At 45.2% G+C, this 21284-nt stretch carries 13 protein-coding genes and 1 pseudogene; 7 read left to right on the top strand and 7 right to left on the bottom strand.

Annotation, left to right across the window (positions count from 1 at the left end; translation table 11 throughout):
• Positions 1-102: 102 nt before the first annotated feature.
• Positions 103-5478: an AAA family ATPase gene (locus QUA24_RS07815; protein WP_333228606.1), complete on the top strand. Its 5376-nt coding sequence runs from the start codon at positions 103-105 to the stop codon at positions 5476-5478.
• A gap of 86 nt (positions 5479-5564) precedes the next feature.
• Here QUA24_RS07815 and QUA24_RS07810 read toward each other — a convergent pair whose 3' ends face one another.
• Complete coding sequence (locus tag QUA24_RS07810; protein WP_333228604.1) at positions 5565-7787, bottom strand: PAS domain S-box protein; 2223 nt, start codon at positions 7785-7787, stop codon at positions 5565-5567.
• Positions 7788-8199: 412 nt separating this feature from the next.
• Positions 8200-9678, bottom strand: coding sequence for a leucyl aminopeptidase (locus tag QUA24_RS07805; protein ID WP_333228602.1), 1479 nt, complete (start codon positions 9676-9678; stop codon positions 8200-8202).
• A gap of 338 nt (positions 9679-10016) precedes the next feature.
• Here QUA24_RS07805 and QUA24_RS07800 point away from each other — a divergent pair, with 338 nt between their 5' ends.
• Entirely contained in the window at positions 10017-12218 is a 2202-nt protein-coding gene (locus QUA24_RS07800) for a transglycosylase SLT domain-containing protein (protein ID WP_333228600.1), read from the top strand.
• A gap of 231 nt (positions 12219-12449) precedes the next feature.
• Here QUA24_RS07800 and QUA24_RS07795 read toward each other — a convergent pair whose 3' ends face one another.
• The gene (locus tag QUA24_RS07795) at positions 12450-12947 is read right to left on the bottom strand and encodes a pentapeptide repeat-containing protein (protein WP_333228598.1); all 498 of its coding nucleotides are present in this window, start codon (positions 12945-12947) and stop codon (positions 12450-12452) included.
• 109 nt (positions 12948-13056) lie between these two features.
• Between QUA24_RS07795 and QUA24_RS07790 the strand changes: the two genes are divergently transcribed.
• Positions 13057-13425: a phage holin family protein gene (locus QUA24_RS07790; protein ID WP_333228596.1), complete on the top strand. Its 369-nt coding sequence runs from the start codon at positions 13057-13059 to the stop codon at positions 13423-13425.
• Positions 13426-13429: 4 nt separating this feature from the next.
• Here the strand turns inward: QUA24_RS07790 and QUA24_RS07785 are convergent, their stop codons facing one another.
• Complete coding sequence (locus QUA24_RS07785) at positions 13430-14227, bottom strand: cobalamin biosynthesis protein (protein ID WP_333228594.1); 798 nt, start codon at positions 14225-14227, stop codon at positions 13430-13432.
• A 120-nt stretch (positions 14228-14347) separates the two neighbouring features.
• Between QUA24_RS07785 and QUA24_RS07780 the strand changes: the two genes are divergently transcribed.
• Entirely contained in the window at positions 14348-14710 is a 363-nt protein-coding gene (locus QUA24_RS07780; protein ID WP_333228592.1) for a hypothetical protein, read from the top strand.
• A 50-nt stretch (positions 14711-14760) separates the two neighbouring features.
• Here the strand turns inward: QUA24_RS07780 and QUA24_RS07775 are convergent.
• Positions 14761-15003, bottom strand: a pseudogene (locus QUA24_RS07775) (TetR/AcrR family transcriptional regulator); the annotation flags it as partial.
• A 75-nt stretch (positions 15004-15078) separates the two neighbouring features.
• Here QUA24_RS07775 and QUA24_RS07770 point away from each other — a divergent pair.
• A complete protein-coding gene (locus QUA24_RS07770; protein WP_333083391.1) occupies positions 15079-15441 on the top strand; it encodes a hypothetical protein in 363 nt (120 codons plus the stop codon).
• Between the two features lie 84 nt (positions 15442-15525).
• Here QUA24_RS07770 and QUA24_RS07765 read toward each other — a convergent pair whose 3' ends face one another.
• A complete protein-coding gene (locus tag QUA24_RS07765; RefSeq protein WP_333083393.1) occupies positions 15526-16143 on the bottom strand; it encodes a TetR/AcrR family transcriptional regulator in 618 nt (205 codons plus the stop codon).
• Positions 16144-16425: 282 nt separating this feature from the next.
• On the opposite strand from QUA24_RS07765, the gene QUA24_RS07760 reads away from it, so the two are divergent.
• Positions 16426-18021, top strand: a complete 1596-nt coding sequence (locus QUA24_RS07760) for a pitrilysin family protein (protein ID WP_333228590.1) — start codon at positions 16426-16428, stop codon at positions 18019-18021.
• A 158-nt stretch (positions 18022-18179) separates the two neighbouring features.
• On the top strand, positions 18180-19661 hold the full coding sequence (locus QUA24_RS07755) for a pitrilysin family protein (RefSeq protein ID WP_333228588.1): 1482 nt from the start codon (positions 18180-18182) through the stop codon (positions 19659-19661).
• Between the two features lie 726 nt (positions 19662-20387).
• Here QUA24_RS07755 and asnS read toward each other — a convergent pair.
• Positions 20388-21284: asparagine--tRNA ligase (asnS, locus tag QUA24_RS07750; RefSeq protein ID WP_333228586.1), on the bottom strand; the 897-nt coding region annotated here is incomplete at its 5' end.

Genomic DNA, 21284 nt, shown 5'->3' with positions numbered 1-21284 from the left:
AGTCTGTCGCTTGGGGATTTCGCAGTTTTATTTTCCTCAGACTAGACCAATAAAAGTGTATAATTAGTTACAATAGTCAATGTCTGAGATGGGGTGATCCAGATGAGTGCAGCAGTGGATTTGACGAAGCGAGTTTCAGGATATCATCTGGTTGAGCAATTATACTGTGGTTCCAGAACCCTAGTTTTTCGAGCCATTCGAGAAACAGATCAGCTTCCGGTTGTCATTAAACTATTAAATCGAGACTATCCCAGCTTCAGCGAACTGCTGCAATTCCGCAACCAGTACACCATCGCCAAAAACCTACGTCTGCCGGGAGTCGTTGAACCCTACAATTTAGACTCCTATCGCCACAGCTATGCCCTAGTAATGGAGGATTTTGGGGGCATTTCTCTGCGAGACTACGCCCAAGAGACCTCGCTGACTCTGGCAGAAATATTGGAAATTGCCATTCAAATAACTGACATCCTTGACGGACTGTACCGAAACCGAGTCATCCACAAAGATATTAAGCCAGCTAACGTCCTAATACATCCGAAAACGAAACAAGTCAAACTGATTGACTTTAGCATTGCCTCCCTACTGCCGAGAGAAACTCAAGAAATTCAAAATCCCAACGTTTTAGAAGGAACCCTCGCCTATATTTCTCCCGAACAAACTGGACGAATGAACCGAGGCATCGACTACCGCACCGACTTTTATTCTCTGGGAGCCACTTTTTACGAACTGCTGACAGGAAAACTGCCATTTGAATGTGACGAACCCATGGAGTTGGTTCACTGCCATATTGCCAAACAACCTCCTTCAATAAACAGCAAACAAATCCCGCAGGTGGTTTCGGATATTGTCATGAAGCTGATGGCAAAAAATGCCGAAAAACGCTATCAAAGTGCATTGGGATTGAAGCATGACTTAGAACGGTGTTTGCAGCAGTGCCAAGAAACTGGAAAGATTGAAACTTTTGAGTTAGGAACGCGGGATGTATGCGATCGCTTCCTGATTCCCGAAAAACTCTATGGTCGAGAAACCGAAGTACAAACCCTGTTGAATGCCTTTGATCGCGTCGCAAATGGCACATCAGAATTAATGCTAGTCGCTGGGTTCTCCGGCATTGGGAAAACGGCTGTAGTCAACGAGGTACATAAACCGATTGTCCGGCAACGCGGCTATTTCATCAAAGGCAAATTCGACCAGTTTAACCGCAACATTCCCTTCTCGGCATTTGTCCAAGCCTTCCGCGATTTTATGGCACAATTACTGAGTGAAAGTGATGCCAAAATCCAAGAATGGAAAAGTCAAATTCTCGAAGCGCTCGGTGACAGCGGACAAGTCATTATTGAAGTCATTCCCGAACTAGAACTGATTATTGGATCACAACCCCCAACCCCTGAATTATCGGGGATGGCTGCTCAAAATCTCTTTAATTTGCTCTTCCACAAATTCATTGCTGTCTTCACCACAAAAGAGCATCCATTGGTGATATTTTTGGATGACTTACAATGGGCGGATTCGGCATCGCTGAAGTTAATGCAATTGCTCGTCAATGAGTCGCAATTGGGTTATCTGTTGCTGCTGGGAGCCTATCGGGATAATGAAGTATCACCAGGCCATCCCCTGATGTTGACCCTAGATGAAGTGAGGAAGGCAGGAACCACACTCAACACTATTACATTAGCACCGCTGGATCAAATTAGTTTAAATCAATTGGTAGCAGATACGCTAGTTTGTTATCCTGATTTGGCACAAACGCTGACAGAAATAGTATATCAAAAAACTCAAGGTAACCCATTTTTTGCGACGCAGTTTCTCAAAGCATTGCATCAGGATGAATTGATTAATTTTGAAATAGAATCGGGACATTGGCAGTGCGATATTAGCAAAGTGAGAGAGGCAGCGCTCACTGATGATGTGGTGCTATTTATGGCGCAGCAGTTGCAAAAAATGCCAGCAACAACTCAGTCAGTTTTAAAATTAGCCGCTTGCATTGGTAACCAGTTCGATCTGGCAACATTGGCAATTGTTTCAGAGAGTTCGGAGACGGAAACCGCAACCGCATTGTGGAAAGCTTTACAGGAAGAGCTGATTATTCCCCAAAGTGAAGTTTATAAATTTTATGTAGGCCCTCAACAGGCGATTTCTGAAACGACTACTCAAACCGTTGCCTATCGTTTTTTGCACGATCGCGTCCAACAAGCGGCTTATTCTTTGATTCCCGAAGAAGAACGCGCGATCGCCCATTATCAAATCGGGCAACTACTCCTGCAACAAATTTCAGCGGAAGCCAGAGAAGAACGCATTTTTGAATTAGTCAATCAGTTGAACTACGGAACCATACTGGTTGTAGAACAACAGGAAAGGCAGGAACTCGCCCAACTCAACCTCACTGCTTGCCACAAAGCCAGAGCCGCCACTGCCTATCAAGCCGCCCGCGAATATGCCACAGTGGGCCTGCAACTGCTGGGAACAGACGCTTGGGAACGGCATTACGAAATGACCCTATCCCTGCACGACTTAGCTGCCGAGGTGGCTTTCTTGGCGGGCGATTTTGAGCAGATGCACCAGTGGATTGAAGCGGTGATTCATCATGCGAAAACACCTTTAGAACAGGTGCAAGTTTACCAAGTTAAAATTCAGGCATTGGTCGCCCACAATAAATTTGTCGAGGCGATCACGATCGGTCAATCCGTCTTCCAAATGTTAGGCGTAAACCTACCAAATGAACCAACCCTAGACGATATTCGGCAGTTGAAGGAAGAAATTGATGTCTTAATTGAAGGTCGCTCTATTGAATCATTCTTTGATCTGCCGAAAATGAGTGACCCTCAGCAATTAGCCATTATGCAAAATGCGGCTCGCCTAACACCCGTCTGTTATATGTCCGGCACCAAGCTTTATTTCCTGGTGGTGGCGCTGCAGGTTAAGTTGTCCATCCAATTCGGCAATAGTCCGGTTTCAGCTTTTTGCTACGTGGGTTACGCCTTCCAACTGAGGATGCTGTGGGGCGACATGACAATGGTGCCTCAGTTTGGGCAATTAGGATATCAACTCGCCTTAGAACCCGATGCCAAAAACATTCGAGCTGCAACCGCCATGTTAATGGGGGCATATGTGGGTTGTTGGACGATCCATCTGCAAGAAACGCTGCCTATTCTTCTCGATGGCTATCAAGCTGGATTAGAAACAGGCAATCTAGAATTTATGGGCTACGACGCTCAGTTGTACTGTTTCAATGCTTATTGGTACGGTCAACCGCTGGCTGAACTCGAACCGCAAATTCAGGCTTATTACCAACAGTTGTGCGACCTCAACCAATTGACGGCAGCAAACTGTGTGTTGGCGTACTGGCAGGCGGCTCAAATTCTCTTGGGTGAGTCAGAGGAAGAGATTCCCCTACGTCAGGATTTATACGAAGAAAAAGTCTTGGATGAGGCCAAAGTCGATTTTTACCGACTATCCTTCTTCTACTTGTATCGATTCACCTTGGATTACTGGTTGGAAGACTTTCCGAAAGCAGAACACGATGCCGCTCAAACGCGACATTACTTGGCTGGAGGGATGGGAAGTATTGTTGAACCGATCTTCTATTTCTATGATTCTCTGAACGTGCTGGCGACTCCTGGTGAATCGATGTCTGAGTCAGAGCCGCGATGGCAGCGAATGCTAGAAAATCAAGCCAAGCTAAAAGATTGGGCAGATTATGGCCCCATGAATTACTTGCACAAATATCATTTAGTTGAAGCCCAAAAGTATCAACTCCTCAATTGCAAAACAGAAGCTCTAGAATTTTATGATTTAGCAATTCAAGGAGCCAAGGAAAACGGTTATATCCAAGAGGAAGGATTAGCCAACGAACTCGCGGCCAAATTCTACTGGGAATGGGGTAAAGAAAAAGTGGCTGCCAGCTATATGCAGGAGGCATATTACTGTTATGCCCGTTGGGGTGCACTAGCCAAGGTTCAAGACTTAGAACAACGCTATCCGCAGTTACTTCATCCCATCCTGAATCAGCCCCAACTTCGCTTTAATCCTCTAGAGACGCTGGCAACGATTAGCCACTCTTCGCAGACTTCCAGTAATAGCAGCACAAGTATTTCCGATGCCCTTGATTTCGCCTCTATTGTGCAAGCTGCTCAAGCTTTATCCAGTAAAATTCAGCTTGATGAATTGTTCGGTAGCCTCAACCAAATTATTTTAAAAACTTCAGGGGCAGAAACTTGTGCTTTGCTACTCCCCTATCAGGATGAATGGCAAATCCGGGCAATAACTCACATCAATCCAGATAACGAGTTACCCAAGACCTTACTGCAAACCCAACCTCTAGATAGCTCTGTGGGGATTCCACTTAAGCTGATTTATTATGTCAAAAATACCCTGCAAACTGTCGTTATTGAAGGTGGCAAGACCGATATTCCGGGTTTAATGAATGACTGTACGCTCCAGTATCACTCTCAGAGTATACTATGTACTCCGATTCTCGATCGCGGGAACTTAGTTGCGATACTCTATCTCGAACATAGCTCGACAAAAGGAGTGTTTACTCGCGATCGGCTCCTCGTCCTCAACTTCCTCTGCACTCAGGCTGCCATTTCCTTAGAAAATGCGCGACTGTATCAGCAAGCGCAGGACTATGCCCACCAGGTTGAACAATCTCAACTGCAATTAGTGCAGAGCGAAAAAATGTCGGCTTTGGGCAATTTAGTAGCCGGGGTAGCCCATGAAATTAATAATCCAGTCGGTTTTATTTCTGGGAATATCCATGAAGCGATCGCCGCTGTCAAAGATCTGACCAAATACCTGCAAGTCTACCAAGAAAAATTTCCCCATCCTGGGGATGAAATCGAGCAAATAGCAGAAGAACTTGATATTGAATATCTCGTAGAAGATTTACCCAAAATGTTGAATTCGATGCAAATCGGGTGCGATCGCATCCAAGGTATCAGCACCAGTCTTCGCACCTTCTCCAGAGCAGACAAAGACTACAAAGTTCCTTTCAATATTCATGACGGAATTAACAGTACAATTTTGATTCTCAAACACAGATTGAAAGCGAACGAACAGCGTCCAGCGATTGAAGTTGTGAAAGAGTACGGCAACTTGCCATCAGTTGATTGTTTCCCCGGACAATTAAATCAGGTGTTTATGAATATATTGGCGAATGCGATTGATGCAGTGGAAGAATCAAATCGCGAAGCAGGTTTAGAGAAGATTAAAACCCCAGCTAATTGCATCACGATTCGGACAGAAAGGAAGTCTTCTGAGTGGGTGACGATTCGCATTTATGACAACGGCCCAGGGATATCCGATGAGATAAAAGGTCATATTTTTGACCACTTATTTACAACCAAAGGTGTAGGGAAAGGTACAGGGTTGGGTTTGGCGATCGCACGGCAGATTGTAGTTGAGAAACACTCTGGTATGCTAGAAGTCAACTCAACTTTAGGTCGAGGTACAGAATTTACGATTTCACTGCCATGTTGATTATTACCTTGGTAATTTATAGCCAATTTTTGGATTTTTTTTGAAAATGGATTTTTTTTTACAGCCCACTTGACAATCGCACTAATTCATAAAGGAATTTCGATCGCAAATTCCGTACCTTCTCCTACGGTGGAACGGCAGCTCAAGGCTCCGGCGTGTTTTTCCGCGACAATTCGGTAACTGATGGCTAACCCTAAACCAGTGCCTTTTCCCATCGGTTTTGTCGTGAAAAACGGGTCAAATAATCGGCTCCGCACGTCTTCTGTCATGCCGATCGCATTATCGGCAATGCGGATACAAATACTATTTTCGTTCAGGGCTTCTGTGCGAATGCTAATAGTTGGTTTCCAATCGTCGCCGACCGCCGCAGATCGCCTTTTTTGGTTGCAAGCATCTTCCAAGGCGTCAATACTGTTGCTAAGCAGATTCATAAATACCTGATTGAGCTGACCTGCATAACATTCTATTAAAGGGAGTTGACCGTAATCTTTGATTATTTTTATTTCGGGATAGTCGCCTCTGGCTCGGAGTTTGTTGTGCAAGATTAAGAGGGTATTGTCTATGCCTTCGTGAAGGTTAGTAGGTTTTTTTACCGAGTCGTCTAAACGGGAGAAGTTTCGCAAACTCAGAACTATTTCGCGAATGCGATCTGCTCCCATTTTCATCGAAGATAATATTTTTAGCAAATCTTCTATCAAAAACTCTAAATCGATATTATCAATACATTGTTGAATTTCTACCGCTGGCTGAGGATAGTGTTTTTTGTAAAGTTCCACAAGCTGCAACAAGTCTCTGATATATTGGCTAGCATAGGAAATATTGCCGTAGATAAAACTGACAGGGTTATTAATTTCGTGAGCTACTCCAGCTACCATTTGACCGAGACTTGACATTTTTTCGGTATGAATTAGGTGAGCTTGAGTTTCTCGGAGTTCTTTGAGAGCGATTTCTAGCTGCTGGGATCTGTTGTTGGCGATCGCCTCGGAGAGCCGCAAAGCATCCTCCGCTGCTTTGCGCTCTGTTATGTCAAAAATGGCGCCGTTGAGGGATAAAACTTTACCGTCTACATTGAAAAGGGCTTGACCTTTCTCTACAACCCACCGCACATTTCCGTCGCAGTGAATTAGGCGATATTCGATGATGTAAGGTTGTTTTGTTTTAATAGCCCGATCGATAATTGTCTCGATATGCTGCACGTCATCGGGATGAACTATACTCGGAAAAGCCTGCACCGGTTTTTGCATAAAGTTAGCTGCGGGATAGCCGGAAATAGCTTCTATGCCACTGCTGATAAAAGTTAGGCTCGATCGCCCAGCAGCACTACATCGGTAAACCGCACCGGGAATGCTAGAAACTAATGACCTAAATTCTTCTTCCCTTTCTCGCAAAGCTGCCTCAATCCGCTTACGTTCGCTAATGTCACGAGCAAACGCGCACTGATATTCTTTGCCGTTAAATTCCAAATGATCGATCGTAATTTCTACCGGAAAAATGCGACCGTACTTAGTGACGTGGTGAACTTCAATATTAACCGAACCGCAGCGTTTTAAGACTTTCCAGTGCAAACTCCAAGCAGTTTGGGGAAAATCTGGATTGATGTCGTGTACTGTCATCGAAAGCAATTCTGCTGCAGAATATCCCAATGAAGTGCAAGCAGAGTCGTTGACGTACAAAAATTTACCGTCCGACCCGATCCAGAATACCGCATCTGCCGATCGGTCGATCGCAAACTGAGTCAGTTGCAACTTTTCCTCAACTCGGTGGCGATCTGCAATTTCTTTTTCTAACTGTTCGTTAAGCGAATTGATATCTAAAGCGCTATCGACAATAGTATCAGAAGGGGAAAAATTGAGTGATGGTTTTGCCAATTCTCCTTTGTGGATATCATGCTGGTGATGGTTTTTTTCTACCTGTTTTAACGGCAGTTGTTGAAGATTTTCTTTGTGATTTAAACCAGAATCTGCAAGTGCTTTCGGCATGAGGGCGAAAGCGACTGCGGCTAAAAGCAAAGAAATCAAAGCACTTGCAGCTTTGAGAGTTACCGACAGCCAATATATGGAATGCCAAAGCGTCCAAACTTCCGTCAATTTAGCAGCGCCCCAGGCAAAAAAAACAACGGCAAACAGCCGGAAAATCTTGCGCTGAGAACCTTGGCGGGAAAAATAAACTAAAGAGAGGGCGATCGAGCAATAAGCCAGTGCCGTCAGGGAGTCAAAAACAGCGTACAGTCGCAACTCCGGTATCGCGTTGCAGCCGAGTGTGGAAGATACAGCAAGTGTTGAAAAAAAAATTGTTAATTGTTCTTGCATAAAGTTCAAGAAAAAAATTATCTGTACCAATGCAAATCAGATCAAATCTAATTATTTGATTTTGGCTAGTGAAATATTTACATAATTATATACTTTTTTCATTTTTTATGAAACAGCTATTTTGTAAAGGAATGTCAAAACTGTCTCGGTTAGGCTTTGGGAGCGAAGGTTTCCCGAAGTATGAGCCATGCCGAGCGTCACGGCTAGCAACGCTTACGTTGCTCCCTGTGACAGAATAAATAGGTTCGCCTACTGATTGCTTCAGAAACATTTAAATTGTTAATGATCGCTATTAAATTTTCTTTTAGATTACTTAAGCAGTGAGCCAGGGGTTTTTAACCCCTGGCTCACAGATGGACTAGCAGACTTTTAAAACAGAGAAAATCTCAATTTTTCCGCTGGAAATCCACAATTAAGCGCCGCCGAGCGCCCAATGCACCAAAGTCCGAACTCCAAAACCGGTAGCCCCAGGGCCATTGTAGCCATTTTCTTTGTCAGTCCAAACCGGGCCGGCAATATCTAAATGCGCCCATGCAGTATCCTTTACAAACTGCTTCAAAAATAGCGCCGCCGTAATCGAACCGCCGGGACGTGGGCCTGTGTTTTTCATGTCGGCGTGCAATGCTTTCAAGCCCTCAAAATATTTTTCTTCCATCGGCATTCGCCAAAATTTTTCGCCTGCCAATTCTGATGCCGCGACTATTTCGGCTGCGACGCTATCTTGAGGACTCCACAAACCCGCGATATCGTCGCCTAAAGCAATTACGCAGGCCCCGGTTAGAGTTGCTAAATCGACAATCGCGTCAACTCCCAATTTATCAGCAAATACCAAAGCATCAGCCAGGGTTAAACGACCTTCAGCGTCGGTATTGTTGACTTCAATTGTTTTGCCGTTGGAAGCTGTAAGGATGTCTCCAGGGCGCATAGCGCGGCCGCTGATCATGTTTTCAGTGACGGCGCTGATAAAGTGAACTTCCACATCGGGTTTGATGTGTCCGATCGCCTTTGCCGCTCCCAAAGTAGCCGCAGCGCCACCCATATCTATTTTCATCATTTCAATGCCACTGCCCGCACCTTTGATGTTCAAACCGCCAGAATCAAAGGTCAATCCTTTGCCTACAATTGCTATTTTGCGGCGCGGTGTGCCTTTGGGTTTGTAAGTTAAATGAATGAATTTGGGGGGTAAATCAGATGCTAGTGCTACGCCTAGAAAGGCTCCCATGCCTAGTTTTTCGCAGTCTTCCCGCTCCAGTATTTCTAATTCTAAACCGCATTCGGCAGCCAGACTTTGAGCAGTTTCTGCCATGGTAATCGGGGTGACAAAATTTGCAGGCGCTGCGACTAATTCGCGTGCTAAAATGACTCCGGCAGTGATTTGACGGGCGCGGACGATCGCACTTTCTGTACCGGCAAAACCGAGCAAATGAATTTGTTCGATTTGCGGGCTTTTGTCTTCCTGTTCCGATTTGAAACGGTTGTCTTGATTCAGAGAGAGTTCTACACCTTCGGCGATCGCGCTTGCTGTAACATCCGGCGCATTTTTCCACACCGGAAAGCTAATTCCGAGGGTTTTGCATTTCTCTTTTTTGGCTAACTTGGCGCAAACGCCTGCTGCTTGCCGCACGGTGTCTAATTTTAAGTCCTCTGTTTTGCCCAAACCGACGATCGCAATTTTGCGAATGGGATTATTGCCGCCGACGCGGGTGATGGCGCTCGTACCCACTTTGCCCTTAAAATCTACTTCCAGTAGCAGCTCTTTCAAAGTACCTGCAAGCTTTTCATCTAATTGTGCCAGCTCGCCGGTGAGTTCCAAGCCGTCCTCAAATAGACCAATTGCCAGGGCGTCTCCGGTCCAAACAGAGCGGGGCGTATCGGTGACTAGAAATTCCATGTTTTGATTTACACTTTAGATTTTAGATTTTTGATTGTACTTTGCAGTGAGTGGTTTGTGGTTTTTCGTTGGTGCGGGTAAATAGATTGATCGCACAAATTCTTCACTCCACATCGAAATAAATTCTGCTACTATATCAGCCAAGTCCGCCTGCGATCGGATCTTCCACCAATCTCAATCATCTGTGTGGGGGTGGGCTGTCCGTTTTTGCCCCACTATTAACATTTATTTCTCGTTGAACAGGCATCCTGCCTGTGATGGCGTGGAACACCCATCCTGTCTGTGATGGCTTTTGACAAACGATCGGTTCTTTATATCTTATTCTCTTAAATTTTCCCATGCTAAAACGACGCCGGGCCCGATTTTCTGTTTTAATCAGCGTTTCAGTTTGCGTTATTGCGATCGGATCTTTGGTTGCTGCGATGAAATGGATGGGTTTGGGCTCGGTCCAGAAGGCCGAGCAGCCACTGAATGCAGCGAATTCCGAATCGCAAGTCAAGATGCTGGTATCGCTATCACCGATCGAGCGATCGGCGAAATTAGTTGAACTCGCAACCAGTCAGTCTGCAAGTACGAACCCGCAGCAGGAAATCTCCCCTCAAAGCCGCGCCCGCTATCTGCTTGCCAGCGATTTAATCCAGCAAGGAAATGCGGCCAAAGCATTAAAGTTATTGGATAAATTAGAGCAAGAATATCCGGTTTTAGCTGCTCACATTGCCCTAAAAAGGGCGCAAGCTTACCAATTGAGCGGCGACAAAGGCAAAACTCAAAAAGCTTGGGAGGAACTGCTCAAAAACTATCCGAGCGACCCGGTAGCAGCGGAAGCTTTATATATTTTAGGGAACTCAAAACCGGAATATTGGCAACAGGCAATTACTGAATTTCCGGGTCATCCCCGCAGCGTAGAAATTGCCCTCCGCAAGTTAAAAGAAAATCCCAATCAGCCGAAGTTGATGCTGCTCGTAGCAAAACACGGTCATTATGTCAAAGATTACGGGACAATTTTGGAACAACTGGTGCAGCGAAACAGCGCCGGTTTGAAACCGGAAGATTGGGAAGAAATTGCCTTTGGCTATTGGGAAAAACAAAATTACGGCAAAGGAGCTATTGCTTACGGGAAAGCTCCCCGCAACGCCAAAAATCTTTACCGCAAAGCTCGCGGTTTGTGGCTAGACGGAAAAATCCCGGAATCGAGAATTGCCTATCAAGAATTAGTGCGGGAGTTTCCCGATGCCGAAGATACTGGTTTGGGTTTAATTCGGCTGTCGCGGCTGAGCGAACCGAAAGAAGCGATCGTTTTGCTCGATCGAGTTATTAGCAAATTTCCCAATTATGCCCCCGAAGCTTTGTTAGATAAATCCCAACTTCTCGACAAAGCACGCAGTGGTCAATCCGCCTCAGATACCCGGAAGTTGCTCTTGACAAAATACAATAATTCTGATAAAGCAGGGGAATTGCGGTGGACGATCGCCCAGCAGTTTGCCAAAGGCGGAGATTTAAAATCAGCTTGGCAGTGGGCGAGAGAATTAACCACCCACAATCCCGACAGCGAACAAGCTCCAGAAGCCGCATTTTGGGTCGGGAAATGGGCACAGCAACTCGGTCGGCAACAAGACGCCAAGACTGCATTTGAGTACACTATATTACGCTATCCAGAATCATATTTTGCGTGGCGATCGGCTGTACTTCTCGGCTGGCCAGTCGGCGACTTTACCACAGTCCGAGATTTGTCTCCCAATGTAGTGCGGCCGCCTCAGCGCCCCGAACCAACCGCCGGTTCTCCAGCATTGAAAGAACTCTATCAATTAGGTCAAGATAGAGATGCTTGGACGCTCTGGCAAATAGAATTTATCGACCGCGTAGAGCCAAGTATTGCCGAACAGTTTACCGACGGTTTAATGCGAGTTGCAGTCGGAGACAATTTAGACGGTTTATGGATGGTTGGGAGTTTGCGGCAGCGCGATAAACTAGATGATAGAACCCAATACCTCGAACTCAGACAGCAACCGATTTATTGGCAAGCACTTTATCCTTTTCCTTACTTAGAAACCATTGTCAAATGGTCGAAAGAACGCCAACTAAATTCAGTATTAGTAACAGCATTAATTCGGCAGGAATCGCGGTTTATGCCCGCTATCAAATCATCAGTTGGCGCCACCGGTTTAATGCAAGTAATGCCGGAAACAGCAGCTTGGGTTGCTGGACAAATCAGCCTCAAAAAGTATTCATTGGAGAATGTGGACGACAACGTTAAACTTGGTACGTGGTATTTAGATCACACTCACGACGAGTACAAGAATAACTCGATGTTAGCTGTGGCGAGTTACAATGCCGGGCCAACTGCAGTAGCAGATTGGTTGAAGAGGTTTAATTTTAGTGACCCGGATGCTTTTGCGGAAAAGATTCCGTTTCCTGAAACGAAAGGATACGTGAAATCGGTGTTTGAGAATTACTGGAATTATCTGCGGATTTACAATCCAGAAGTTAATCAGTTAATGAGTGAGCATTATGCGGCTGCTCAGAAAAAAGCAAAGCCTTAGTAAATTTGGTTTAGGCTGTCAGGAACGGGCGTGAGAACCCGTTCCACAAACAAATTTATTTGCTGTATTTATTGATTGTGGGGTGGGCTTCTAGCCCGCCCTAAACGGGTTCTCCGGCCCGTCCCACAACCAAATTTATTTTGTGTATTTATTGATTGTGGGCTGGGCTTCTAGCCCAGAACAGGCAAGATGCCCGTTCCACAAATTGAAATTATGGGATTGTAAAATAAATCAGCGGCATCCCAAGGAATCACGAGTAGAAATCCCTGTTTGAGAATTAATACCGCTGGCTTTTGTGCACAATTCTTTAACTTGTGAGCCGTCCATAATTGCGTCGGTAAAGTCAGCCCCAGTGATATCAACTCCGTCAAAAGTAGAACGCAGCAAAATTGTTTCCGCTAAAATTGCATCACTTAAATCGGCATTAGTAAATTTAACTTGATCAATCATTGCATTAGTTAAATTGGCGCCGTGCAAATTCGCCTGAGTCATCACCGAAGCGCTCATAATTGCTCCCCGCAAATCGGCATTAGAAAAATTAGTCAAGTCCATATTAGCGTTAGAAAACTCAGCGGCCCGCAGCATTTGACCGGAAAAATCGCGTCTTGTCAGTTCGGCGTTGCTAAAGGACAACGGCGGAGCGTAATATTTAGATTGAGCTTGGGCTGGCTGCGGCAGGATGAAGATAGTTAGCGCCAAGAGCAATGCTGCTAGTTGCCGGATTTTCATAAATCTGATATTCTCGCAAGGTGGATATTTCGTAGTGTATCCCGAACTTTGGTCGATCGACTAAACAGGTACAATCTTAATTAATAGTGATGGGGATGGAAAAAAAGATATGCTAAGTTTTTTCTTAACTTGGATAGTAGCAGCGGTGTCGCTGATCATTACCGCTAACATTGTACCAGGTATTGCGGTGGTTAGCTTTCCGGCTGCGATGGTGGCTGCTGTTGTTATCGGATTGGTGAACGCGGTTGTCAGACCGATTCTTACATTGCTGACGCTGCCTTTGACCATTATTACTTTAGGTTTGTTTTTATTCGTTGTGAATGCAATTTCGCTTTCCCTGGCTTCGTGGTTGGCCGGTGCGTTCAATATCGGCTTTGCTGTTAACGGTTTTTGGCCGGCTTTGTTTGGTTCGATTGTTTTGTCATTCGTTTCTGGGGTGATTGGTCGATTTGTGAATGCCAATACTTTGTCTCAGTAATACATTATCCCAGATACTCGATCGCGGAAACTGCAACCGCTACTGTTACCGCAGAACCCGCCCTAACCTCTCCTTGTGAAAGGGGGGGATTTTTGTTGCGAAATATTTGTTTAGGGACTAAAAGCCTTTCACGGGCGGGTAGGATACCCACGCCACAACCAGATTCACTCTTTGTGGAACAGGCATCTTGCCTGTTGTGGAGAATGGTACAAGATATCACTTCGATCGCACAAAGTGCCGCAGCTTCTGCTACACTAGGCGTCCCGACTTGTTTGACTACAATATTTGAAGGATTGGGGACTTCTACGGAACTTAAAATGTCAGCAGCAAAGGTTTTTAACGGCCAATTTCGCTCTTGACAAAGTTCCAGCAAGCCGACTTCACCTGCTTTAGTGTCTATTGTAGCAATACCTGCGATCGAACTTTCCGCTAAATGATAACCGCGACATACATTTTGAATCGCAGTTTCGATTAATTCTCGCCCTGTTCCGCGTTCGCAACCTACCCCTATCCACAACACTCTTGGATGCCACTGAACCTTTGGCAAAGCAGATTCCGGCGAAAATCTTCTCTGGGTGAAACTAATCCAAATTCGGGCTTTGATAGTTGATAGATTTTCGCCATCCCAATACAAAGAATGTTTTTCGGGCAGGCTGTTGTGCCACAAAGTAGAACCAACTTCTTGAATTACTTCGACAGTTTCCCCTCTAGCAAGAGCCGCCGCCACTCCTGTCCAGTCACCTTCGCCCCGGCTCCAACCGCTGGGAATGTCTAGCATATCTAAAGTAAATTCATCGCTCATTATTCAGTTATCTATTCTGTAGTTTCACTGCGACCGCAATCTAAAAAAAAACTTAACACTCTGTTGAGTGAAAATTTTGGTACAATTGTAGCACAAACTACAAAAAACCCAACATTTAAGATGGTAGAACTAAATCAGTTACTGTTAGAGTTTGAAAGCAACCTCAAATGGGAAGGAGTTACACAAAAATGGATAGAGCGCCGGGAAAGTTGGGTGAGCGATGTTGCAGCATCAGTTAACCTGACATATCTAGCAGAATTGCTAGTTGAATTGGAATCTAACTTGCAGTGGGAATCTGTGGATATTCAGTGGCAAGAGCGTCGAGACCGTTGGGTAGAAGAATGTCTGGGAGCATCGATTGTTCAAGAAGTATCAAGTTTAGTGCTGGAACTTGAAACCAATACCAATTGGAAAGCTGTGACAGATGAATGGCAGCAAAATCGCGAGAAATGGGTGCAGGAAATGCACAAGTTTAACGAGTAGTTTCGAGGGTTAAGAGCCTGCAAATATGCGTTTCCTGGCTCTAAAATTTCCTAATGACTAATCACTAATTCTTGATATTTCAGCAAAATCCCATTCAGAAAAATATCTGCGAGTCCTTCAGCCATTTCCTGCATTTGCGACCGAGAAGCATTCGGCTTCATAATCGTATTTTGACTGAAGGGCGCGACTGCAAACATTCCCAAAAATACCTGAGCGACAATCTTCGGATTCATCTTTAGATAAACTTGTTTTTCCATCGCAGTTTTCCAAAAAACCTTAGCCACATCGCTCATTATAAAAAACCAACAGTCTAAATGAATAAAATTTGTACAATCCTAGCACAAACTGCAAACAAGACCAAATTTAATATGGTAGAACTAAACCAATTACTGTTAGAGTTTCAATCCCACCTAAACAGGGACGCAGTGACGGAAGAATGGAAAGAACGTCGCAACTGTTGGATGAGCGAGGTGTTAGCAGCAAATGACGAAAAACACCTCGCCAAATTGCTAGTTGAATTAGAATCAAATTTTCAGCGAGAAGCAGTACAAAGTCTCTGGAAAATGATCCGTGAAAGTTGGGTAGAAGAATGTCATATAGCATCGACGCTAGAAGAAGTATCAAGTCTCTTGCTGGAACTTGAAAGCAATACAACTTGGGAAGTAGTGACGGATGAATGGCAGGATTATCGGGAGAAGTGGGTGCAAAAGATGTACGAGTTTATAGAGTAAGTGGGTAGTAGTGACTACTTATTGGTTATTGGTTATTGATTATAATCACCAATAAGTAACAACCAATAAATAACCCATAACTAATTATTCATCTTTTAGCAAAACCCCATTCAGAAAAATATCTGCGAGTCCTTCAGCCATTTCCTGCATTTCTTGCGGAGAAGCATTCGGCTCCATAATCGTATTTTGACTGAAACCCGCGACTGCAAACATTCCCAAAAATACCTGAGCGACAATCTTCGGATTCATCTTTCGATAAACTCCTTTTTCCATCGCCGTTTCAAAAAAAGCCTCAGCCACATCGCTCATTTTTCCGATGACTTCCAACTGAATTCTGTCGCGCAAATCCGGGTGAAATTGCGCCTCCAAAAAACACACCCGCATCATGTCGCTATTCTCGCGGATATTCAGCATCCGCCGCCGCATCACCTGAGCCACTGCTTTGTAACTGCCCATCTCACTCAATTCAGTCAGCAAATCCGTCAGCAACTCCACCCATCCTTCCGTCGCCACCTCAATCAAAATCGCTTTTTTATTATCAAAATGCCGAAATAGCGTACCCTCGGCTACCCCCGCCGCCGCTGCTAAATCACGAGTTGTCGTGCCGTCGTATCCGCTGCGGGCAAACAACCGCTGAGCTGCTTGTAAAATTCGCTTCTTAGTTTCTGTTTCAGAAGGAGGAGACTGATTAAAAATTCGCATGGCTTTGCAATCGGTAATTGGCAACTTGGAACTACGGGTTCGGGACTAAATGGCTAAATAATGTTAAGTTTTAAGTTGTGCGCGGCTTTTATCCCAAACTTAAAACTCCTCGCCGGGCTCCAGACCCTTTTTGAGATTTGCTGTATCAGCCTAACATCTGCGGCGCAACAGATCGCTTATGCCTCCAAAAATCTTTATCCTTAGAAAAGAATGCCTGGCCACCGAGCACAAACATTTTTTTGTTTGACAATCCAAAATCTAAAATCTAAAATCTAAAATCGAATGACCCCGCAGTTCCAAAAAACCCGTGAAGCGAAGCTATCCCGTAGGGAATCGCCCGTGAGCAAAACTCGATTCATTGCCTCCCTGCTGGCCGCTGTACTGCTGTGGTGGGGACTTTCTCCCGAAATCGCCCTCGCCCGCCCCAACCCCGCTAGCGGCTCCCAAGCAGTCTCTGTTCAGCCATCGCTCGATCGAGTAATCAGCCAAGTCAGCGAATTTAAGCTCGACAACGGCATGAAATTTATCGTACTCGAAAGGCCCAGAGCGCCCGTAGCATCGTTTCTGATACACGCCGATGTCGGCGGCGCAAACGAACCCGACGGCCAAACCGGAGTCGCTCACTATCTCGAACATTTAGCCTTCAAAGGCACGCCAAAAATCGGCACTACCGACTACCAAGCCGAAAAGCCGCTGCTAGAAAAACAAGACCAACTCTTCGAGCAAATGCAAGCAGCCAAGGCCAGCGGCAAAACTGAAGAAGTCGCCCAATTAAAAGCAGAATTTGACAAAGTTGAAGCCGAAGCTTCGCAATTTGTCAAGCGCAATGAACTCGGCAAAATAGTGGAACAAGCAGGCGGAGTCGGACTAAATGCCGCTACTTCCACCGACGCCACAATGTATTTTTACAGCCTTCCAGCTAACAAGTTAGAAATGTGGATGTCGCTGGAATCCGAGCGATTTCTAGAACCAGTATTTCGGGAATTTTACAAGGAAAAACAGGTAATTTTAGAAGAGCGCAGGCTGCGAACCGAGAATTCTCCGATCGGACAAATGGTTGAAGCTTTTGCCAACAAAGCTTTCTCTGTTCATCCCTACCGCCGCCCTGTAATTGGCTCCACTGAAGACATTAAAAACCTCACCCGCAGCGACGTGCAGAAGTTTTTCGAGACTCACTACGTCCCCAGCAAGCTGACTGTGGCGGTGGTAGGAGACGTGAAAGCTTCGGAGGTGAAGCGACTAGCTCAAATTTATTTCGGCCGTTACAAGGCCTCACCAGCGCCTCCAGAATTGCAGATTGTCGAACCTCCCCAAACGCAAACGAAGGAAGTCACGCTGAAATTAAAAACTCAACCTTGGTATTTGGAAGGGTATCACAAACCGGCGATGAATCATCCCGACAATGCCATTTATGAAATGATTGGTTCTTTGCTCAGCGATGGCCGCACTTCTCGGCTTTACAAATCTTTGGTAGAAGAGCAGCAATTGGCGCTGGCTGCTCAAGGTTTCAGCGGTTATCCGGGGGAAAAGTATCCGAATTTGATGTTATTTTACGCTCAAACTGCTCCGGGCCGCACGGTTGATGAAGTGGCTGCAGCTTTGAGCAAAGAAATCGATCGCCTGAAAACTGAGCCGGTTTCTGCTTTGGAATTGGAGCGAGTGAAAACTCAGGCAAGAGCCGATTTGTTGCGATCGCTCAATTCTAATATGGGCATGGCATTTGCGCTGGTTGACTATCAAGTGAAAACTGGTTCGTGGCAAAATTTGTTTAAGGAATTGGATGCGATCGCCGCTGTTACTCCCGCTGACATTCAGCGTGTCGCTCAGGCAACTTTCCGCCCGGAAAATCGCACGATTGGAAAGCTTTTGCCGCTGTAAAGAAGTCAGTTGACTGTTGTCAGTTGACTGTTGTCAGTTGTCAGTTGTCAGTTGTCAGTTGGCAATTGTCAGTTATCTGTTGTCAGTGGTGAGCTTTTCCGCAAACAGCCAACAGCGAACAGTCAACATTTGTCAGAATGTATAACTTAGGAGAAAGAATGAAAAGGACTAAATTGAGACTGAAAAAAGTAAAGTTATTTCTGCTGTCGCTTTGCTTTTTTACTGTTTCACTGGGCACGTTTAATTTGTTACCTTCCTTTGCGGCGGCACCCAAACACTACGACGAATTAACATTTCCCCCGCTGGCAGAAATTAAACTGCCTAAATACACTCGCTTCGAGCTGAAAAATGGCATTCGGGTGTATCTGATGGAAGACCGGGAACTCCCGTTAGTCGGGGGAACGGCGCTATTTCGCACGGGCGAGCGTTTTGAACCTGCCGATAAAATTGGATTGGGAGGTTTGACGGGAGAAGTGATGCGAACTGGTGGCACTAGCCGGCATACGGCTGATGAATTAAATCAGTTGCTAGAACAGCGAGCAGCTTCGGTAGAAACGGGGATTGATGTTAGTTCTGGCAGCGCTAATTTTAGTGCTTTAGCTGAAGATTTGGAACCCGTATTTGACTTATTTGCAGAAGTGATTCGGGAGCCAATATTTGCTAAGGAAAAGTTGGATTTAGCGAAGAACCAAACTCAAGGTGCGATCGCCCGTCGCAATGACGATCCTGACGGTATTACCGGCCGCGAGTTTCAAAAATTAATTTATGGCGAGCGCAGTCCTTACGCGCGCACGGTAGAATACAAAACCCTCGCCAATATTTCCCGCGACGATTTGGTGAGTTTCTACCAGAAATATTTCCATCCCAAAAATATGATTTTGGGTATTTCTGGCGATTTTGATACAGCTAAAATGCGATCGCTCGTCGAGCAAAAATTCGCCAACTGGCAACCGAGTCAAAGTGCAGAAGTGCCTGCACTACCAACCGTATCGCCAGCAAATAGGGGCGGCGTATTTTTGGTAAATCAGCCGCAATTAAGTCAAAGTTACGTGCAAATGGGACATTTGGGCGGAATGCTCAGCAGTCCAGATTACGGTGCTTTGGATGTGATGAATGGGGTTTTGAACGGTTTCGGTGGCCGTTTGTTTAATAACGTGCGATCGCGCCAAGGCTTAGCTTATTCAGTATACGCGGCTTGGAGTCCGAGATATGACTATCCGGGGGTGTTTGTCGCAGGAGGCCAAACGCGATCGGATGCCACAGTACCATTTATCCAGGCAATTCGCGCCGAGATCGATCGTATCCGCACCGAACCAATTACCCCGGGAGAATTAGCTTTTGCTAAAGATTCCACCCTAAATTCTTTCATCTTCAAATTTGAAAATCCCAGTCAAACTTTGTCGCGATTAATTCGCTACGAATACTACGGTTATCCCGAAGATTTCATTTTTCGCTACCGCCGCAGCATCGAAACAGCAACAATTGCCGACGTGCAGCGCGTAGCCAAGACTTACTTGAAACCGGAAAATTTGGTAACATTAGTAGTGGGAAATACGGAGGCAATTCAACCGCCGTTATCGAGTTTGGGAACTTCAGTCAAAGTGGAATCGGTTGATATCACAATTCCCCCAGCGACTTGATCATGATTAGCTTGACGCACCACCCTCTTATGTGGTGCGTCACTATGAGATTGTCACCCTAATTTGTTAATTTTTGATGGCGATACACCCTACGGCTATTTTGCGGAAGAACTCTATTACTAAGGCTTGGGAATACCAAAACTACCTAACTGACTAGAGTTGGTCACATCAACCCATACTTGAAATTCAATTATTGAAGGTTTGACGGTAATTTTTCTCCGTCATACCAAAACCTTTATTTGTCTGGATTACCTCACACGGAGCGAAACTGACTGCTTAGTTAACATTAATGATAGTTCCTAAAAAATCGCCTTCTGGAGTGTTATAAAATTCAATGGATAGCCCCTCAACAGGAGGATAAGACATAAGCGTAGAAAATCCACCGAAACCACACTCTTTATTTACACAAATTAGAATAGACCAAAGGTATACTCCAAAATGTGTCCCATAGATAGCTGTATCTGATGAACTCATTATTATCCCCTTTTATTTAAAAATGGACAAGGTAGCAGATATTGTATTATATGCCCACCATTCAGAGTTAGTCTACCGTTGTGGCGATCGCTTTCAATTACCAGCTTGTTCAGGCTCGGAGCGTAAATGGCTAGACAGTTACCCATGTCGGATAACTGTTCTGGGTTAACCTACCACAAAATAAGGTGTTTGTAGTGAGGACTTTATTCCTTATAAAACACGATAGGAATAAAGTCCTCACTACAACCTCAACTAAAAATCAATAGTCAAAGGCGCTCTCGGAAATGGAATCACATCCCGAATATTCCCCATGCCCGTCATAAACTGCACTAACCGCTCAAATCCCAAACCAAACCCAGCGTGAGGCACAGTACCGTAGCGGCGCAAATCCAAATACCACCACAATTCCTCCTTATTCATACCCTGCGCTTCCATGCGCCGCTCCAACACATCCAGCCTTTCTTCCCGCTGTGAACCGCCGATAATTTCCCCAATATTAGGAGCCAAAACATCCATTGCTCGCACGGTTTTTTCGTCATCATTTAAACGCATATAAAATGCTTTAATCCCGACGGGATAATCGCTGACAATCGTCGGCTTTTTAAACAAGTCCTCAGCCAAATAACGCTCGTGTTCCGACTGCAAATCTAAACCCCAACTTACCGGGAAATCAAACTTTTTGTCTGCTTTTTCCAAAAGTGCGATCGCCTCGGTATAAGTAATCCGCTCAAACTGATTATTAATGATATTTTCAGCAGTAGCCAAAACCGTTTTGTCAATGCGCTCATTGAAAAACTCCATATCTTCCCGGCAATGCTCCAAAACGTATTTAAAAATGTACTTTAAAAACGCCTCAGCCAAATCCATATCTCCCTGCAGATCGCAGAAAGCCATCTCCGGTTCAATCATCCAAAACTCAGCCAAATGTCGCGAAGTATTAGAATTTTCCGCTCGAAAAGTCGGGCCAAAAGTGTAAACATTGCCGAAAGCCATCGCCATAACTTCCGCTTCCAACTGACCGCTAACTGTTAAATAGGCGCGCTTTCCAAAAAAGTCTTTAGCATAATCAACATCTTGCGAATCAGTGCGCGGCACATTCTTTAAATCAAAGTTGGTAACGGCGAACATTTCCCCCGCACCTTCGCAGTC

It is taken from the genome of Microcoleus sp. Pol12B5 (assembly GCF_036701335.1).
Classification (GTDB): domain Bacteria; phylum Cyanobacteriota; class Cyanobacteriia; order Cyanobacteriales; family Microcoleaceae; genus Microcoleus.
The sequence above is the reverse complement of the archived record's forward strand: the minus strand, read 5'-3'. Positions and strand labels throughout refer to the sequence as shown.

Coding starts and splice junctions, on each gene's coding strand:
- QUA24_RS07810 (WP_333228604.1), bottom strand. CDS start 7,787: ATGCAAGAACAATTAACAATTTTTTTTTCAACACTTGCTGTATCTTCC.
- QUA24_RS07815 (WP_333228606.1), top strand. CDS start 103: ATGAGTGCAGCAGTGGATTTGACGAAGCGAGTTTCAGGATATCATCTG.
- QUA24_RS07800 (WP_333228600.1), top strand. CDS start 10,017: ATGCTAAAACGACGCCGGGCCCGATTTTCTGTTTTAATCAGCGTTTCA.
- QUA24_RS07765 (WP_333083393.1), bottom strand. CDS start 16,143: ATGCGAATTTTTAATCAGTCTCCTCCTTCTGAAACAGAAACTAAGAAG.
- QUA24_RS07755 (WP_333228588.1), top strand. CDS start 18,180: ATGAAAAGGACTAAATTGAGACTGAAAAAAGTAAAGTTATTTCTGCTG.
- QUA24_RS07780 (WP_333228592.1), top strand. CDS start 14,348: ATGGTAGAACTAAATCAGTTACTGTTAGAGTTTGAAAGCAACCTCAAA.
- QUA24_RS07790 (WP_333228596.1), top strand. CDS start 13,057: ATGCTAAGTTTTTTCTTAACTTGGATAGTAGCAGCGGTGTCGCTGATC.
- QUA24_RS07795 (WP_333228598.1), bottom strand. CDS start 12,947: ATGAAAATCCGGCAACTAGCAGCATTGCTCTTGGCGCTAACTATCTTC.
- QUA24_RS07770 (WP_333083391.1), top strand. CDS start 15,079: ATGGTAGAACTAAACCAATTACTGTTAGAGTTTCAATCCCACCTAAAC.
- QUA24_RS07760 (WP_333228590.1), top strand. CDS start 16,426: ATGACCCCGCAGTTCCAAAAAACCCGTGAAGCGAAGCTATCCCGTAGG.
- QUA24_RS07805 (WP_333228602.1), bottom strand. CDS start 9,678: ATGGAATTTCTAGTCACCGATACGCCCCGCTCTGTTTGGACCGGAGAC.
- QUA24_RS07785 (WP_333228594.1), bottom strand. CDS start 14,227: ATGAGCGATGAATTTACTTTAGATATGCTAGACATTCCCAGCGGTTGG.